The 17,121-nt window shown below is 62.1% G+C and carries 14 protein-coding genes; 11 read left to right on the forward strand and 3 right to left on the reverse strand.

Annotated features, from left to right (window positions below):
• Positions 1-9 precede the first annotated feature (9 nt).
• From B5D49_RS11205 to B5D49_RS11215, 3 genes are all read left to right on the forward strand, one after another.
• Positions 10-951, forward strand: a complete 942-nt coding sequence (locus B5D49_RS11205; protein WP_234990712.1) for a type II secretion system F family protein — start codon at positions 10-12, stop codon at positions 949-951.
• Positions 952-995: 44 nt separating this feature from the next.
• A complete protein-coding gene (locus B5D49_RS11210; protein ID WP_159447213.1) occupies positions 996-2,297 on the forward strand; it encodes an SPOR domain-containing protein in 1,302 nt (433 codons plus the stop codon).
• Positions 2,298-2,446: 149 nt separating this feature from the next.
• Positions 2,447-4,141, forward strand: a complete 1,695-nt coding sequence (locus B5D49_RS11215; RefSeq protein ID WP_234990714.1) for a hybrid sensor histidine kinase/response regulator — start codon at positions 2,447-2,449, stop codon at positions 4,139-4,141.
• A 90-nt stretch (positions 4,142-4,231) separates the two neighbouring features.
• On the opposite strand, the gene B5D49_RS11220 is transcribed toward B5D49_RS11215, so the two are convergent.
• The gene (locus B5D49_RS11220; RefSeq protein WP_078717795.1) at positions 4,232-5,554 is read right to left on the reverse strand and encodes an HD-GYP domain-containing protein; all 1,323 of its coding nucleotides are present in this window, start codon (positions 5,552-5,554) and stop codon (positions 4,232-4,234) included.
• A gap of 288 nt (positions 5,555-5,842) precedes the next feature.
• Here B5D49_RS11220 and B5D49_RS11225 point away from each other — a divergent pair, with 288 nt between their 5' ends.
• On the forward strand, positions 5,843-7,090 hold the full coding sequence (locus B5D49_RS11225) for a deoxyguanosinetriphosphate triphosphohydrolase family protein (RefSeq protein ID WP_078717796.1): 1,248 nt from the start codon (positions 5,843-5,845) through the stop codon (positions 7,088-7,090).
• A gap of 21 nt (positions 7,091-7,111) precedes the next feature.
• Here the strand turns inward: B5D49_RS11225 and sfsA are convergent, their stop codons facing one another.
• Positions 7,112-7,891 carry a DNA/RNA nuclease SfsA gene (gene sfsA / locus B5D49_RS11230; RefSeq protein WP_078717797.1) on the reverse strand — a complete coding sequence of 260 codons (780 nt, stop codon included), beginning with the start codon at positions 7,889-7,891 and terminating at the stop codon, positions 7,112-7,114.
• Between the two features lie 148 nt (positions 7,892-8,039).
• Between sfsA and B5D49_RS11235 the strand changes: the two genes are divergently transcribed.
• The gene (locus tag B5D49_RS11235) at positions 8,040-9,845 is read left to right on the forward strand and encodes a PAS domain-containing protein (protein WP_078717798.1); all 1,806 of its coding nucleotides are present in this window, start codon (positions 8,040-8,042) and stop codon (positions 9,843-9,845) included.
• On the opposite strand, the gene B5D49_RS11240 is transcribed toward B5D49_RS11235, so the two are convergent.
• Positions 9,838-10,419, reverse strand: a complete 582-nt coding sequence (locus B5D49_RS11240; RefSeq protein ID WP_078717799.1) for a VOC family protein — start codon at positions 10,417-10,419, stop codon at positions 9,838-9,840. The two genes, B5D49_RS11235 and B5D49_RS11240, sit on opposite strands and share 8 nt — an antisense overlap.
• Before the next feature lie 582 nt (positions 10,420-11,001).
• Between B5D49_RS11240 and B5D49_RS11245 the strand changes: the two genes are divergently transcribed.
• From B5D49_RS11245 to dsrP, 6 genes are read left to right on the forward strand one after another with little or no spacing between them, the layout of a single operon-like run.
• Positions 11,002-11,532 (forward strand): RsbRD N-terminal domain-containing protein, encoded by a 531-nt coding sequence (locus tag B5D49_RS11245; protein ID WP_078717800.1) that lies wholly within the window; start codon positions 11,002-11,004, stop codon positions 11,530-11,532.
• A gap of 52 nt (positions 11,533-11,584) precedes the next feature.
• Positions 11,585-12,607 carry a sulfate reduction electron transfer complex DsrMKJOP subunit DsrM gene (gene dsrM / locus B5D49_RS11250; protein ID WP_078717801.1) on the forward strand — a complete coding sequence of 341 codons (1,023 nt, stop codon included), beginning with the start codon at positions 11,585-11,587 and terminating at the stop codon, positions 12,605-12,607.
• Between the two features lie 46 nt (positions 12,608-12,653).
• Positions 12,654-14,285, forward strand: a complete 1,632-nt coding sequence (dsrK, locus tag B5D49_RS11255) for a sulfate reduction electron transfer complex DsrMKJOP subunit DsrK (protein ID WP_078717802.1) — start codon at positions 12,654-12,656, stop codon at positions 14,283-14,285.
• Between the two features lie 34 nt (positions 14,286-14,319).
• Positions 14,320-14,742: a sulfate reduction electron transfer complex DsrMKJOP subunit DsrJ gene (dsrJ, locus tag B5D49_RS11260; RefSeq protein ID WP_078717803.1), complete on the forward strand. Its 423-nt coding sequence runs from the start codon at positions 14,320-14,322 to the stop codon at positions 14,740-14,742.
• Complete coding sequence (gene dsrO, locus B5D49_RS11265; RefSeq protein ID WP_078717804.1) at positions 14,729-15,535, forward strand: sulfate reduction electron transfer complex DsrMKJOP subunit DsrO; 807 nt, start codon at positions 14,729-14,731, stop codon at positions 15,533-15,535. Before dsrJ ends, dsrO begins: the two co-directional genes overlap by 14 nt.
• A 12-nt stretch (positions 15,536-15,547) precedes the next feature.
• The gene (dsrP, locus tag B5D49_RS11270; RefSeq protein ID WP_078717805.1) at positions 15,548-16,768 is read left to right on the forward strand and encodes a sulfate reduction electron transfer complex DsrMKJOP subunit DsrP; all 1,221 of its coding nucleotides are present in this window, start codon (positions 15,548-15,550) and stop codon (positions 16,766-16,768) included.
• The last annotated feature ends 353 nt before the right edge of the window (positions 16,769-17,121 follow it).

A 17,121-nucleotide genomic window follows, 5' to 3' on the forward strand; every position in this document is an offset into this window, starting at 1 on the left:
GAGGAAATCGTGAACGTATCCCTTCCCGTGACCATCGCCATCCTGGGCGGGCTTTCCATTTTACTGCTCTGCTCGGCATTGTTTCCCGTATTTTTCCGAAGCCGCACCCCCGAACTGCGCCAGCGGCTGAACAAGGCCGCGCCCGGAGAGGGCAATGCCAAGCAAAAGCGGCTCACCATGGCCCAACACGTTGCCCAATGGCTGGCCCGGCTTGGCCGCGCCCTGGGACCAAAGGAAGCGGACCGTGTGGATCGCACCCGGCTGGCCCTGACCCATGCGGGGCTGCGGTCCCCCGGAGCGCCTTTGGTTTTTCAGGGCGTCAAGGCGGGGCTGACCCTGCTTCTGGCCGGCGGCGGACTGCTGCTGCGCATCCTGGTGCTGCCGGAACTGCCCCTGCACTGGACCATCGTTTGCGTGGCCCTGCCCGCGGCCGTGGGCCTGCTCGGGCCGGAGATGTGGTTGCAACGCAAGGTCAAGGCGCGGCAGCAACGGGCCGGGGACGAACTGCCCGATGCCCTGGATCTGCTGGTGGTCTGCGTGGAGGCAGGCATGGGCCTGGATCAGGCCGTGTACCGCGTGAGCCGCGAAATGCACGATTCCGCTCCCATCATGGCCCACGAGCTGCGGACCCTGACGCTGCAACTCCGGGCCGGACGCCCCCGGCAGGACGCCCTGCGCGGACTGGCCAGACGCGTGGGCCTGGACGACCTCAACAGCCTGGCCACCCTGCTCATCCAGGCAGACATTTTCGGCATCAGCGTGGCGCATACGTTGCGGGTCTACGCCGACGCCCTGCGAACCAAGCGGCACCAGCGCGCGGAAGAAAAGGCGGCCAAGCTGCCCGTCAAGCTGCTCATCCCCATGATCACCTGCATCCTTCCCGCCCTGTTCATCGCCATCATGGGTCCGGCGGGCATCCGCATGCTGGACGTCATGAGCCGGATGCGCTGAACGCCGCACCGATTGAACGAATGAAACGCCATCAAGGAGGCGCCATGCGTACCACCCTCATCAGCCTGATCGGTCTGCTGCTTTTGGCCGCGCTGCACGGCTGCGCGACCATGACAACGGATGCGGAGGATCTCGCCATGCCCGGCCTGGCGCAGTCCGGAAATGAACTCACCCCGGACCAACGCCGCCGCCTGGGGGACCGCTTGCTCGAGGAGGGCCGGGACCAGGCCGCGTATCTGCATTTTCAGCAGGCATTGGACGCCTTGGCCGGTGCTCCGGAAGACGATCCCGCCCGACTGGATCTGCGCGCCCGCAAGGCCCGGGTGCTGCTGCGCCAGGAACGGCACGAGGCCGCGCTCGCGGAGTTTCGCGCCGTGCTGCGCATAAACCCGGACCATGTTCTGGCCAATCTGGGCGCGGGCGCGGTGTATCTGCACGCCGGGCTGCACCCCGAAGCCCGCACCCACCTGGAGCGGGCCACGGCCTCTGACGATGCGGACTGGCGGGCGTATCAGCTCCTGGGTGTATTGCTCAGCCGCGAAGGCCAGCCCCGGGAGGCCATCGTCGCCCTGGAACGCGCGCTGGAACGTCAGCCGGATCAGCCGGAGACCCTGAACAGTCTGGGCATGGCCCGGCTCATGCTCGGGGAACACGAGACCGCTCTGCACGCCTTCCGCAAGGCGCTGCTCGCGGGCGCTCCCAAGCAGCAAACCTACAACAATCTCGGTCTGGTGCTCGCACGCATGGGCCACCACGACCAAGCCCTGGAAGCCTTCCGCTACGCCGGGGATGAGGCCGGTGCCTACAACAATCTGGGATACGTCCTGCTTCTCCAGGGTGAATTCCGAGAAGCGGTCCACTGCTTCCGCAAGGCATTGGAACAATCCCCCACCCACTATGCCAAGGCCTTTGAAAACCTCAAGCAGGCGCGCATGGCCATGCGCTTTGCGTCCAGTCCGGAGCAGGAGCCGCAAGCCGCGGCTTCCGAACCGCTACAGCCGGTTCCGGCCCTGACCTCGGCCCCACGAAATGCAGACATTCATCCCGCCGAAGCCCTCCGGTCCTGGGGCATTCTCGTGGCCTCCTTTCCGACCGAGTCCGCAGCCCGGGCTGAAGCCGACCGTCTGGCAACGCTGGGGCTGGAATGCCGGGTTCTCCGCACCGACCTCGCGTCCAAGGGCATCTGGTTCCGCGTACTGACCGGCTGCCATGCCGACCCGGAGCAGGTTCGCGCACAGCTTGCCCGCGTGGCCGGCATCCTTGGGTTGGATGACCCGCAACGCCTGTTCGTCACATCGTTCGAGACCGCCCCTCGGCCATCCCCCCCGGTTCGTCGGGCACTCTGAACCCACCCGCGGCCGTCCGCGCTCCCCGGCCCCTCCCACCCTGCCGGGGCATGCGCGGACGGCCCAACCATGAACGGTTTGCCCTTCAACTGCAAAGGGTGTATATTTTTCCCAATATTTCAACCGGCCTCGAACCCCAGGATGCGCCCGTGCCGAACCAAAACCGAACCTACCGCCTCCTCGCCGTGGACGATGAACCGGGCATGCTCACGCTCTATCGGGACATTCTCGGACTGTCCGAAGGCGCGGCCCAGGACATGGCCGACATGCTCAACGGTGCGCCCGGTCCCTTGCCGAACGGCCCGCAGTTTCAGCTGGATCTGTTCGATGACGGTCGCGAAGCCGTGGCCGCTGCCCGCCAAGCCCTGCGGGAGGAAAAGCCCTATGCCGTGGCCCTGGTGGACGTGCGCCTGCACTCCGGACCCGACGGCATCTGGACCGCGGAACATCTCCGGGAGACCGACCCGGACATGGAAATCGTCATGGTCACGGCCTATGCGGACGTGACCCTGGAGGAACTGAACCGCCGCGTGCCTCCGCCAGGAAAACTCCTCTACCTGCAAAAGCCCTTTCGCGCCCAGGAACTGCGCCAGCTGGCCATTTCCCTCTGCAACAAATGGAGCACGGAACAGGAGCTGCACAAGCTGAACAGTACCCTGGCCCAGCGAGTGGAACGGCGCATCGGCCTGCAAAAGCAATTGGAGGAACAACTCCGCCAGGCGCAAAAAATGGAAGCCCTGGGGACCCTGGCCGGTGGTATTGCCCATGATTTCAACAATATCCTTGGTGTCATCATGGGATATTCCGAACTGATCCGCGAGACCCTGCCGGACGACGGCAACCGCCGCCGGGTGCAGGAAATCCTTCGGGCCGGAAGACGCGCCCGCGACCTGATCAACCAGATTTTGAATTTCAGCCGCCAGGGTCCACAGGAGCGCAAGCCCCTCAAGCTCGCTCCACTGATCAAGGAGGCCATGAAGCTCCTGCGGCCCAGCTTTCCCGAAACCGTCAAGGTCCGCCTGAATATGAACGCTTCCGACGATCTGGCCCTGGCCGACCCCACCCAATTCCACCAGATCATCCTGAACCTGTGTTCCAACGCGGCCCAGGCCATGGGCGAAAACGGCGGCCAACTGACCCTGGGTCTGGCGGATGCCGGTCCCGATGCCCCGGCGCGCCTGCACGATCCGCGCTGGTACCTGCACCTGAGCATCTCCGACAACGGACCGGGCATGGACGCGGCCACCCGCGCCCGGGTCTTTGAACCATTTTTCACCACCAAGCCGCCGGATCAGGGAACGGGTCTCGGGCTTTCCGTGGTGCACGGCATCGTCAAATCGCACGAGGGCGTGGTTCTGCTGGAGAGCGAACCAGGCCTGGGAACCACCTTCCATGTCTACCTGCCCCGCGCCAGGGCCGAGGCTGCCGCGCCCCAGGTCGCCCTGCCCACCCTGCAACCGGGCCGGGGCCGTGTTCTGGTGGTGGATGACGAAAAACCCCTGGTGGACATTGCGCGGGAGATGCTCGAGGGCTTCGGATTCCAGGTCACGGCCCGCACGTCCAGCGTGGAAGCCCTGGAAGCCTTCCGCTTTCGGCCCAACGACTTCGACCTGGTGGTTACGGATTATGCCATGCCCAACATGACCGGAGTGGAGCTGGCTCAGGAACTGCTCACGCTGCGGACCGACCTGCCTGTGATCCTCTGCACGGGCTTTTCCGACAGCATCAGCCTGGAGCGCGCCCAGTCCATGGGCATTTGCGACGTGATCAAAAAACCGATCCTCAAGGAAAAACTCGTCCAAAGCGTGAGCCGCCTGCTGGAGGACGACTCCCCACAGACCTGACGCCCTGCGCGGATAAATCGCAACGCTGCGACCCGGTCGCGTCCCAGGCGCGTGACGAATGCCGTTCGCCACGAATGGCCGGGATACGTGTTACTCCACGTAGTAGCTGATGCGGGTGCGCGGGCTAAGGTAGTTCAGAATTTCCTGGGGCAGGTGATTGAGGCGGATGCTTTTTTCCACCTTCAAGTCCGGGTCTTCCGCCAGATCCACGATCAAGGCTTCCTTGCGCGGAATTTCCGGGTCGTACATGACCAGGCTGGGGCAGAGCTGGTTTTCCGGGTTCACGGCCATGACCATGCCGATGGCGGCGTTGGAAAGCTGGACCACGGTTCCCGGAGGGTAGACCCCCATGCAGCGGATAAATTGGGAAAGCAGCCCGGAATCAAGCTGATTCCGCCGCTGGGTGAACATATGGGAAAGGGCGAGGTACGGCGTGAGCGATGCCTCGGGATTGGGATGGTTGCAGAGGTTGTCGTACACATTGGTCAAGGCCACGATACGCGCTTCGCAGCCGATGTCCTCTCCGGAAAGTCCGTTGGGATAGCCGCTGCCGTCCAGCATTTCATGGTGCTGGGCCACGGCCTCCACCACGCGCAGGGGCATGGAGGGCAGCCGCATGAGCATGGCCCGGCCTTCGTCCACGTGCCGCCGCAGGTTGTAGGTTTCCGACCGATTCAGCGGACCGCGTTTCTTGAGCAGCCGACGGTCCACACGTTCCTTGCCCACGTCGTGCAGCAGGGCCGCCAGTCCCAAAATGACCAACGGTTCCTCCTCCATGCCCTGCTCGCGGCCGAGCAGCAGGGAGAGGATGGTCACGTTCAGTTCATGAGAATAGACGTGCTCTTCGGGTTTGAGCACATTCATGAGATGCAGGGTGGATTCCGTGTCGCCGAGAAACACCTTGACCAGATTGCGGACAAACTCCACGGCTTCCAGGCTCTTGGTGTTGTCCGCGCCCAGGATGCCGCGCCGAATGTCCGAGGCAACGCGGACCGCGTCCACGTAGCGCTCCTCGCACCGGGCAATGGCTTCGCGTTTTTTGCGTAGCCGCTCGGCCCGTTCGCGCTTGATGCGCCAGAGCCGTTCCAGTTCGGGGCTGGTCGATTGCGGTTGTGGTTTGGGCCGGGCGGATTGTTTGGTTTTCGGCTTGGCAGGGGCTGGGGCAGGCTGTTTGCCGCACGGGACGCGGTCGGACGCTCCCACACCGGGCAGGCAGTCGCACTTTTCCGGCACGCAGGTCACCTCGAGGATATCCAACTCGCGAAGCACCCGAATCTGCTGCTCGTCCTTGATCTTGAAGCTATTGAACAAAAACGGATGGCTAAACCAGTTACGCCGATCCAGGCGGATGAACACGCCCGGCCTGAGTTGCTCCACAGCCACTCTGTATTCCGGCATACCAAATTCCGTCATCACGTTTCCTTTCCGTCGCTCCGCCGCCTCCGCAGACGCACGCCTTTTCCAGCCGAATGACCCGTTTTCCGGTCAGTCTTCAAACCTTGGCTGTATCTATGCCCCGATTTTGTTTCAAATTCAAACACATCTAACGATACAGCACAACCGAATAAACACCCCTTTTCCATCAAATAGTTGGGTCAAATTGTGGAGCGGCCGGAATTCACCGTTCCTTCCCCCTTTGCAGCGGGTCCAAGGCGCGGTACCCTGTCGGCAACCCGATATCGCATCCAAGGAGCCGAGTGCATGCCAACCACATCGTCCCGATCCGAATCCGCCGGTCCCTTCGCGGATGTGGCCGCCCGCCCGGGCCATCCGCACTGGGAACAAATCCTGACCCGTCGCGAGCCACTGTACCGCCGCGCACGCGATCCACGCAGCCCGTTTTCCCGCGACTTCAACCGCATCCTGCACTGCACGGCGTATCGCCGCCTGAAGCACAAGACCCAGGTGTTTTTCGCGCCGCAAAACGACCACATTTGCACCCGCATCGAACACGTGGCCCACGTCATGTCCGTGGCCGAAACCATTGCGCTCTCCCTGGGGTTGAACAGGGAGCTGACTTCGGCCGCAGCCATTGGTCACGACCTGGGACACGCGCCCTTCGGCCATGCCGGGGAATCCGTGCTCAAGCGGCTGGCCCGGGAGCGGCAGCTCGCGGACTTCTGGCATGAACGCAACTCCCTGCGCTTTGTCGATGATCTGGAAACCCTGGAGGATCCGGGCGGCACGCACCGCAATCTGAACCTGACCTACGGCGTGCGCGACGCCATTGTCTGTCATTGCGGCGAGGTGGGCGACACGGCCCTGCGCCCGCGCACCACCGCCCCGGACCTGGAAGAAATGACCCGGCCAGCCCAGTACGACCCCTTCACCTGGGAAGGATGCGCGGTCAAACTCTCCGACAAAATCGCCTACCTCGGCCGCGATATCGAAGACGCCCTGACCACGGGCATCCTCTCCCCGGCCCAGCTCGGCCTGTTGGAGGACATGGCCAGGGAATACGGGGACATCAAGGCCCGGGAAATCAACAACACCGTGCTGCTCCAGTATTTCATCCAGGATCTGCGCACCCATTCGGACCCGGACCAGGGGCTGCGCCTATCCACGGCCAACGCCGACTTTATGGAACGGCTCAAAAGCTTCAACTATGAACATATCTACCGGCACCCCCGTCTGGAACATTACAAACGGTTCGTGGATCTGGTGCTGGAAACCGTGTTTGCGGAGCTGGTTCTTCCGCTAGAACGGGGCGGCATGGACGAAGTCCGCGCCAGGGCAGCCCGGCAATCCGTGCTCTTTCCCGTATTTCTGGACTGGCTGGTCAAATACTCGCGTCAAGGACGGGACACAGCGCCCCAGGGCCGCTTTGCCAACAGAGTGCTCTACGATCTGGAAAAGGAGACCGATCGCCACCAGGCCATCTTGGATTTCATTTCCGGCATGACCGACAACTACGCCCTGCGCAGCTTTGATGAGCTGGTGCGCTTTTGACGGGCGCTCCCGGGCAATACGTCAGGGACGGCACACCAAGGGCAACCGGCGGGCCAACCCCAGACCGCGTTCCGTGACGAGCGCCTCATAGGGCCAGACCTCCACGCCCGCGTCCACGGCCTGCCAGAACAGATCGGCATAGACAGGGTCAATCATGTCCGCCGGGCCAAAGCACCGGGCATCGGGCCGCTGCACCACAAAAAACAAGGCGACCCTGGCGCCGGTGCGCGCCAGCGCCATCAACTCGCGCAGATGCTTTTGCCCGCGCTCGGTCACGGCGTCCGGGAACAAGGCCACTTCGTCTTCCGTCAACGTGACGTTTTTGCACTCCACCCACAGCCGGTCCTCGGCAGGGACGTCCTCGGCCGTGATACGAACCTTGCCGCCCTGTTCCAGATCCGGCCGGTTGCACAAAAACAGCCCGTCCAAGCGGCTCTGCCCGGCCCGGGCCTCGGGCCGGAAATGCGTGTACCCGCGCACTTCGGGAAGCTCCTCCTGCTCCCAGCCCAATCGGAGCAGACGGTTGGGGGTTTGGGTATTGATGCCCACCCAAAAACCCTGGTGGCGCACAAGTTCCCAGGTCCAACGCAGCTTCCGGGCCGGATTCGCGGCCGGAGAGAGCAGCACCTCACTCCCGGGACGCAGCAGCCCCAGCATGGATCCCGTGTTGTTGGTGTGGGCCAGCAGTTCGCTGCCTTGGTGGGTTCCCCGGCCACGGCAGACCACGGTGAACCGCTTTTGCCTGGCCACGAATTCCGCTCTGGCGCATCCGGAACCGAACGCAATCAATTCCCGCATCATGTTGTTCCCTTGTTGCCGAATCGCAAAATAAAGTCTGTATACTGTTCCATCGGCCCGCTCCATACGGTTTGGCCGCCATCTTTTTTCACAAAACCGGGGTTGCGTTCCGCATTCGTTCGCTTTATCCACACAAATAAGAGGGGGAAAGATGCACGAGACCCTGCCGGACGATCAGCCCACCTCAAAACTGAGACGGCTCTTCGGCCACACTCTGGCGCGTCTGCGCGCCGAAGCCGGAATAACCCGCAGCGCCCTGGCGCAACGGGCCGGACTTTCGCGCGACCGCATTTTTGCACTGGAAAACGGCCTGGCCTCCCCCTCCCTTGATCTGCTCGAACAATTGGGCCTCGCCCTGGGCGTGGATCCCGTCCAATTCCTTCTCCAGGACAACCTGGACGAGCTTCGCTCCCAGGGGCGCAACGAAGGCCGCTTTGAAGATCTTTTCGAAAGCACGCCCATTTCCCTTTGGGAGGAAGATCTCTCGGATCTCTTCCTCTACTTCGACGAACTGCGCGGCCAGGGAATTCGCGACTTCCGGCGGTATTTCGCGGAGCACCCGGAGAAACTGGCCGAATGCGCCCGGCGGGTCAAGATACTGAACGTGAACAAAGCCACCCTGGAAATGCTCAACGCGCCCTCCAAGGAAGCGCTCTTCGCCGGGTTGGGGCAGGTGTTGGGCGACGACTCCGACGAGGTTTTTCTTGAGGAAATGGCCGTGCTCGCCGAGGGCGGCCGGGAATTCCACGGAGAAATCACCCACCGCACCCTGGACGGCCAGCCCCGGCATCTGGTGATCCATTTTCAACTGCTGGACAATCCCCTGGCCTCGGGCCGGGTGGTGGTCTCGCTCATAGACGTGACCCGCCAAAAAGCCACGGAACAGGCGCTTCGTCTCAGCCAGGCCCGCCTGGACCGCGCCCAGGAAATCGCCAGGTTCGGCTGTTTCGAACAAAATCTGCAAACCGGCGAAACCTTCTGGTCCGACCAGACGTACCGGCTCATGGGCCATGAACCCGGCAGCATCGTCCCCACCCTGCAACTGGTGCGCACCCAAATCCACCCCGAGGACCGGCCCGAATTGGTTGAAAAGCATGAGCAGGCCGCCCGCGCCGGGGAAAGCTATGAACATGTGGTACGCATCAAGCATCCCAATGGCGAGCTTTGCCACCTGCACTTCCGCGCCTCCGTGGAGATGGATTCCAAAGGCCGGCCCCTGCGGATCATCGGGGCCATTCAGGACGTCAGCGAACAGCGGCGCATGGAGCAGATGCGCCGGGACGTGGAGCACATCATGCGCCACGATCTGCAAACACCCCTGGCGGCCGCGGCCACGGCGGCACGCGCCTTCAAGGATGACGACAATCTCCGCCCGCCCCAGCGCTTCGTGCTTCAGGAAATCGAACGTACCACCAACCGGGTGCTGACCATGGTGCGGCGGCACCGCGACATGTTCCGCATGGAGACCGGACGCTACGGCCTGCGCCCGCGAAGCGTGGATCTCACGGACGTGGCCCGGACCGTTCGCCGGGAACTATCCACCCTGCTCCTGGAAGGACGCGTGGACCTGCACATCCGCTGTAACGCCCGCCCCCTGCGGGAGGAAGATACTCTGCTCCTGGACGCGGACCCCTTCCTGCTCCAGACCATGCTCGGCAATCTTGTGCAAAACGCGGTGGAGGCCTCGGCCCCGGAAGAGCAGGTGACGCTGCTGCTGGATACCCTGCCGGACGGGAAACGCATTCAGGTCCACAACCACGCGCCTGTCCCCGAGACCGTGCGCGAGACCTTTTTCGAAAAATACGCCACCGCCGGGAAAAGCCAGGGGACGGGCCTGGGCACCTATTCGGCCCGGCTCATCGCCCGCACCCTGGGCGGGGACATTCACATGGAAACCTCCGAGAAACGCGGCACCACCCTGACGGTATATCTGCCTGTCCAGGCACCGACTATTTGACGCCCTCGGCCAGCTCCGATCCCATACCCTCGTACACCACCCGGTCCTCCTCGGCACGCGGCTCCAGCACCGGCGGCCAGACCTCGGGAACGGGATCCGCACCGGCCCGCGCCGCGTCCACCGGCTCGGAATCAAGCATCACCGGATGCGCCCGGATGTCCACCTCGGGTACGGCCACGCTGAATTCCACGGCGATATTGTTTGGGTCAAACGAATACAGCGAGTGGATGAACCCATGGTCGATGACCTCGCTGACCCAAAAATCCGCAGCCTCCAGCTTATCGCGCAGCTCCCAAAGATCCTCGTGCGAGGCCACGCCCAGGGAAACGTGATCAAAGGTATGCGGTCCGCGCACAGGCGCACCGTGATCCTTTTCCGGTCCCGGCTCCACCCCCGGCCATTCAAAAAATGCAATCATGTCGTTTTTCGAAATTTCGAAAAAATAGTGGCGGTAACCGGGCCGACCCAGTCCGGCCACCAGACGCATGCCCAAGAGGTCGCGCCAGTAGCGGATGGTGGAGTCCATATCCCCCGTGGCCATGGCCAGATGGTTGATGCCCGTGAATGTTGTCATTGCGGCCCGATGCTCCTTTGGTTGTCCCGGCTATGGCGCAACATGCGGTCCGAAACAATCCAGGCCGCATTGAACGAAACATGCCGGACGGCCCGTTACGGCCGGTGAACTCGTGCTCTTTTGCCACGCCGCTCCAGGGTAACAGGATTCGCCCCTGCGAGACAACCAGCCGTGAAACAGGACAATCCGCGACGCACGGGACGAAGAAGTCCGCTCCTGGGCGCTTTCCCCCTTCGTGAACACGGTATTTTCATCCCCACAACGAAGCCGCGGCCGCTCCGGTCCCATCCTCTTGCGCCTTCAGCTCCGGGCGTGTACAGCAACCCCCCGTCCTCACGCGGGCGAAAACAACGTATCCCTTCGGACGAGCGTGCCAAAACCCGCGCCACGCCGGACAAAAAGGGACAATCCGCCTGTTTTCGCTGGCAGAACGGCTTGACGTTTCCAGGGGTATCTGGAATACATGCATGTGTTTTATACGTGAGTATTTTCACAAGTTCCGGCCTAAACGCAAACAGGCCGGAATGCTGGCGGGACGCGCCGAGGCGTTCCGTCTTTCGTGCGCGGGGAGCAGGGGAGCCAATGGACTTGATCCAACGTCTGACCCAGGACCGGGACCGACTCGTGGACCGCTGGGCCGAATTGATTCTTGAGACCTATCCACCGGAAACGCAGGAGGTCTGGCGCAAGCAGTCCGACCGCTTCGCCAATCCTGTGGGCGCCGCCATCAACGACAGCGCCCGGGATCTCTTTGACGTGTTTCTGCAGTGGGACGACGCCGAGCGCGTCGCCGAAGCCCTGGACCAGCTGGTGCGCATCCGCACCGTACAGAACTTCAAGCCGTCCCAGGCGCTTTGCTTCGTCTACCTGCTCAAGAAAGTGCTGCGCGAAACCTACATGAAGGAACTGGCCCAATGCGACGGGCTGGAAGAACTCATGGGCCTGGAAACGCGCATCGACACCATGGGGCTAATCGCTCTGGATCTCTACACCCAGGCTCGGGAAAAAATTTTCCAGATGCGGGTCAACGAGGTCAAGCGAACCCAGCACAACCTTCTGCGCCGCGCGCGCATGATCGTGGACAGTCCGGCCACTGGGGCCGACGAACGGTAAGGTGCGGGCGAAGGGGTCGCCCGGGCCGTAAATAGAAGCGAGGTGACGGTAGATGACTGCAATGTACTCACTCGTTTTCGTCTTTCTGCTGGTGCTGATTCCGTTGCTCGGGGTCGGTTCCGCGCACCTGGAATTTTTCTTTGCGGTGTGCGTCCCGACAACGGCAATCATCATCTTCCTGGCAGGATTCGTTTACAAGATTTTCCAATGGACGCGCAGCCCTGTCCCGTTCCGCATCCCGACAACGGGCGGACAGCAAAAATCGCTTGACTGGATCAAGCAAAACAAATGGGACAACCCTTCCAACGGGGCCCAAACCTTTGTGCGCATGTTGCTGGAGGTCTTTGCCTTCCGCACCCTGTTCCGCAACACCAAGGTGCACCTGAACAAGGAAACCGGCGTGTTGGGCTATGCCTCTTCCAAGTGGCTGTGGCTCTTCGCCATCCTGTTCCACTACGGCTTCTTCATCGTGGCCGTGCGGCACATGCGCCTGTTCACCGAACCCGTGCCCATCTTCTTTGAATGGCTCGAATTCGGCGACGGCATTCTCCAGTTGGGCGTCCCGCGCCTGTACCTCTCGGACCTGCTTTTGGTCACGGGCGTCAGCCTGCTGCTCATCCGCCGGCTCTGGGATTCGCGCGTTCGCTACATCTCCCTGTTCACGGACTACTTCCCCCTGCTGCTCATCCTGAGCGTGGCGCTGTCGGGCATCTACATGCGCTTCTTCGACAAGGTGGACGTGGTGGCCGTAAAGGCCGTGACCATGGGACTGGTGACCTTCAACTACGCGAACCTGCCCTTCGAGCAGATCAGCGCTTCCTTCTATGTCCATGTGTTCCTGGTCAGCACCCTGCTGGCCTACTTCCCGTTCTCCAAGCTGATGCACCTGGGCGGCGTGTTCCTCAGCCCGACCCGGAACATGCCCAACGATACCCGCATCAAGCACCACGAGAACCCGTGGAACCCGGACATCAAGCCCCACTCCTACGAGGCGTACGAGAAGGACTTCGGTCCGGCCATGCACGAAGCCGGTCTGCCGGTGGTGGATCCCGCCAACCGCGGCGAAGAGGCCTAGACGGAATCGTCGTCTGTCGGACCAATAACTACGGAGAGATGACAATATGTCGAAAATGAAACCCGAAGAGCTCATTCAGGGTCTCGACTACAATCCGCCGTCCACCCCATGGATGGACCTGAAGGCGGATACGTCCGAGGGCAACTGGGCCTACCCCGGAAAGCCGGACATCGTTTCCTATCTGGAAAAAGAAGGGCTGCCCGTCGGCAACCCGCGGGAATGGGTGCCCAGCAACGAAGACTGGAAACTGCCTCCGAACTGGCAGGACATCATCCACCAGGGCTTCCGCGAGCGCCTGGACAAGTACCGCTCGCTCAAAGTCTTCATGGATATCTGTGTGCGCTGCGGCGCCTGCGCGGATAAGTGTCACTACTTCATCGGCTCCGGCGATCCCAAGAACATGCCTGTTCTGCGCGCCGAGCTGATGCGCTCCATCTACCGCAAGGACTTCACCCTGGCGGGCAAGATCATGAGCAAGCTGACCGGCTCCCGCGTCATGACCGAAGACGTGCTCAAGGAGTGGTTCATCTACTTCTACCAGTGCACGGAATGTCGCCGCTGTTCCCTGTTCTGCCCCTACGGCATCGACACCGCCGAGGTCACCATGATGGCCCGCGAACTGATGCACCTGGTGGGCCTGAACATCAACTGGATCATGGAGCCGGTGGCCAACTGCAACCGCACCGGCAACCACCTCGGCATTCAGCCCCAGGCCTTCAAGGACATCATGGACTTCATGGTGGACGACATTGAAGAGGTCACGGGCGTGCGCGTCAAGGCGCCCCTGAACGAGCCGGGACACGAGATCCTGTTCATCACGCCCTCTGGTGACGCTTTTGCCGATCCCGGCATCTTCACCTTCATGGGCTACCTGGTTCTCTTCCACTACCTGGATCTGGACTACACCTGGTCCACCTATGCGTCCGAAGGCGGCAACTTCGGCCTGTTCACCTCTTCCGAAACCATGAAGAAGCTGAACGCCAAGATGTACGCCGAAGCCAACCGGCTGGGCTGCAAATGGATCCTGGGCGGCGAATGCGGCCACATGTGGCGCGTGATCAACCAGTACATGGACACCATGAACGGCGACATCCAGGGACCGCAGATGACCACTCCGGTCAACCCCATCACCGGCACGGTGTTCAAAAACGCCTCCGCCACCAAGATGGTTCACATCGCCGAGTTCACCGCGGACCTGATCAAACACGGCAAGCTCAAGTTCGACAAGAGCCGCAACGATCACCGCCGCGTCACCTTCCACGACTCCTGCAACCCGGCCCGCGCCATGGGTCTGCTGGACGAGCCGCGCGAGGTGATCAAGGCCTGCTGCAACCACTTCTACGAGATGCCGTCCAACACCATCCGTGAGATGACCTACTGCTGCGCCGGCGGCTCCGGTCTGAACACGGACGAGATCATGGACATCCGTCTGCGTGGCGGCATGCCCCGCGGCAAGGCTCTCTCCCATGTCCAGAAGAAACACGACGTGAACACCCTCTCCTGCGTCTGCGCTATCGACCGCGCCACGCTCATTCCCCTGGCCGATTACTGGGCACCGGGAGTCGAGATCAGCGGCGTTCACGAACTCGTGGGCAACGCCCTGATCCTGGACGGCGAACAAGAACGCACCATGGACCTGCGCCAGGAGCCTCTCAAAGGCTTCGAGGACGAGGTCTAACCTGCGGGCCCGGCCCCACCAGGAGGGATAATTGATGAAATTCCATTACGGTATGCCTATCTTCGCCGGCCTGATCATTTTCCTCGGGCTGGTTACGTTCCCGCTGTGGTTCAATGCACCCAGCGAGGCCTACAAAGACCCGGAACCGAAGCTTCCCACCGAAGCCCAGGTCAAGGCCGCCGGTTTCGAAACCTTCGCCTGCATCGAAGACACCCAGTACATGCGGGAAAAGCACATGCAGCTGCTCGACGAGTGGCGCGACTGGGCCTTGCGTGACGGCAAGCGCTCCTACACCAACCAGCGCGGCGAAACCTTTGAAATCAGCCTGCAGAAAACCTGCATGAAGTGCCACACCAGCAAAAAGGACTTCTGCGACAAGTGCCATGAAACGGCCGCAGTCACCCCCTATTGCTGGGACTGCCACATTCAGCCGGAGGGGTACAATGAAACGCACTAGGAGAAGCTTCCTGAAGTTCGCTGGAGCCAGCGCCGCCGCCGGTCTGTGCTTCAGCCCGTCCCTGAGCTTCGCTTCCGGCAGCCCCGCCCACGGCAGCGGACCCAAGGTGGCCGAAGAAGCCGATCACGCCGAACGTTGGGCCATGGTCATCGACACGACCAAGCTCAATACCAAGGAACAGATCGAAGAATTAGAAAAAGCCTGCCACGCCTGGCACAACGTGCCGCACATCGTGGACGAGCAAGGCAACCCCACAAAGCAGGAAATCAAATGGATCTGGGGCGGACACTTCCACCAGGTCTTTACCGAGAAGCACAACAACTTCCCGGCCGAGGAAATCGAAAACCGCGAGTTCCCCCTGCTTTGCAACCACTGTGAAAATCCGCCGTGCGTGCGGGTGTGCCCCACCAAGGCCACCTTCCAGCGCCCGGACGGCATCGTGGCCATGGACTACCACCGCTGCATCGGCTGCCGCTACTGCATGGCCGGTTGCCCCTTTGGCGCGCGCAGCTTCAACTTCATGGATCCGCGCCCCTACCTCCACGAAGAAAACATGGACTTCCCCACACGCACACGCGGCGTTGTGGAAAAGTGCAACTTCTGCGTGGACCGGCTGGCCCAGGGACTGCGACCCATCTGTGTGGAAAAGGCCAACGAGATGGCCCCGGGGTCCATGTTCTTCGGCGACCTGCTGAAGGAAGACTCCGAGGTCCGGCAGGCTCTGCGCGAGCACTTCACCATTCGCCGCAAGCCCAGCGCCGGGACCGAACCGGGCGTCTACTACATCATCTAAGGGGAGGATGAGATGTTAGAAAGAGCTTTGAAAGGTGGACCCAAATATTGGGCCTGGATCCTCTTCCTCCTGGCCGTGATCGGCGCCGGCGGCGCTGTCTGGATCTGGCAGTTGGTGGAAGGTCTGACCCTGACCGACATGAGCCGCGACGTTTCCTGGGGATTCTACATCGCCCAGCTCACCTACCTCGTGGGTGTTGCCGCGTCCGGCGTCATGATCGTGCTGCCCTACTACTTCCACCACTATAAAAAATACAAACACCTGGTGATCTTCGGCGAGTTCCTCGCCATCGCCGCGTGCCTGATGTGCATGCTCTTCGTCGTGGTCGACCTCGGCCAGCCCCAGCGCATGCTCAACATCGTGTTCCACCCGACCCCGAACTCCATCCTGTTCTGGGACATGATCGTGCTCAACGGTTACCTGTTCCTGAACCTGATCATCGGCTGGACCTGCCTGGGTACGGACCTGCGCAACCAGCCGCATCCCAAGTGGGTCAAGTGGCTCGTGTACCTGTCCATCGTGTGGGCGTTCTCCATCCATACGGTTACGGCGTTCCTGTATCAGGGTCTGCCCGGCCGCCACTTCTGGCTGACCGCCATCCTGGCCGCCCGCTTCCTGGCCAGCGCGTTCTGCGCCGGACCGGCCATCCTGCTGCTCCTGCTCCAGATCGTCAAGAAGTTCACCAGCTTCGATCCTGGCTGGGAGGCCACCAAGAACATCGCCCGCACCATCGCCTACGCCATGGTCGCCAACGTGTTCTTCTTCCTGCTGGAAGTCTTCACCGCGTTCTACTCCGGCATCCCCGGACACCAGCACGCGCTGCAGTTCTTCTTCGTGGGTCTGGACGGCAACACCACGCTCGTGCCCTGGATGTGGACCTTCGTCATCGGCGCGGTCGTTTCCCTGGCGCTGCTCATTCCGCCCAAGCTGCGGGAAAACAAGACCCTGCTGCCCATCGCCCTGATCATCCTGGTGATCGCCACCTGGATCGACAAAGGCCTGGGACTGCTCATCGGCGGCTTCACGCCCAACCCGTTCGAAGGCGTGACCTCCTACTGGCCGAGCTGGCAGGAGCTGGCTATCTCCGCCATGGTCTTCGCCATCGGCGGCCTGGTCATCACCGTGCTCTTCAAGGTGGCCGTCAGCGTAAAACAAGAACTGGAAGTGTCCCAGAAGGGTGACGTCCCCGGTCCGGTGGAGGAACAACCCGCCGAACCCGCGGAAGCCGCCTAACGACACGTCGCTTCCCACCTCGCAAAAAACCAAAGGCCGCCCTCGGGCGGCCTTTTTGCGTGCTGCCTTCGGCGACCAGGGGGGAAACCTTTCTGAAGAAAGGTTTCCCCCCTGGACCCCCCTTCCAAAGACTTTCATTAGCTCCAGGCCTGTGGCCTGTCGCGGGTATCGTTTTTTTGTTTTGTTTCATCTCCCCCTTTTCCCCTCCCCAAAAGCAAAGGAACGGCCAAAGCCGTTCCTTTGCTTTTGGGGGCGCACCGTTGCCGCGAGTTTCGGGAGGGCGCAGCCATCCCGGAAATCGCGGCAACAGAACGACACGCCGCCGCGCTGCTCCGCCTTGCCACTCCCCGGAC

Source organism: Paucidesulfovibrio gracilis DSM 16080, from assembly GCF_900167125.1.
Taxonomy (GTDB): Bacteria; Desulfobacterota; Desulfovibrionia; order Desulfovibrionales; family Desulfovibrionaceae; genus Paucidesulfovibrio; species Paucidesulfovibrio gracilis.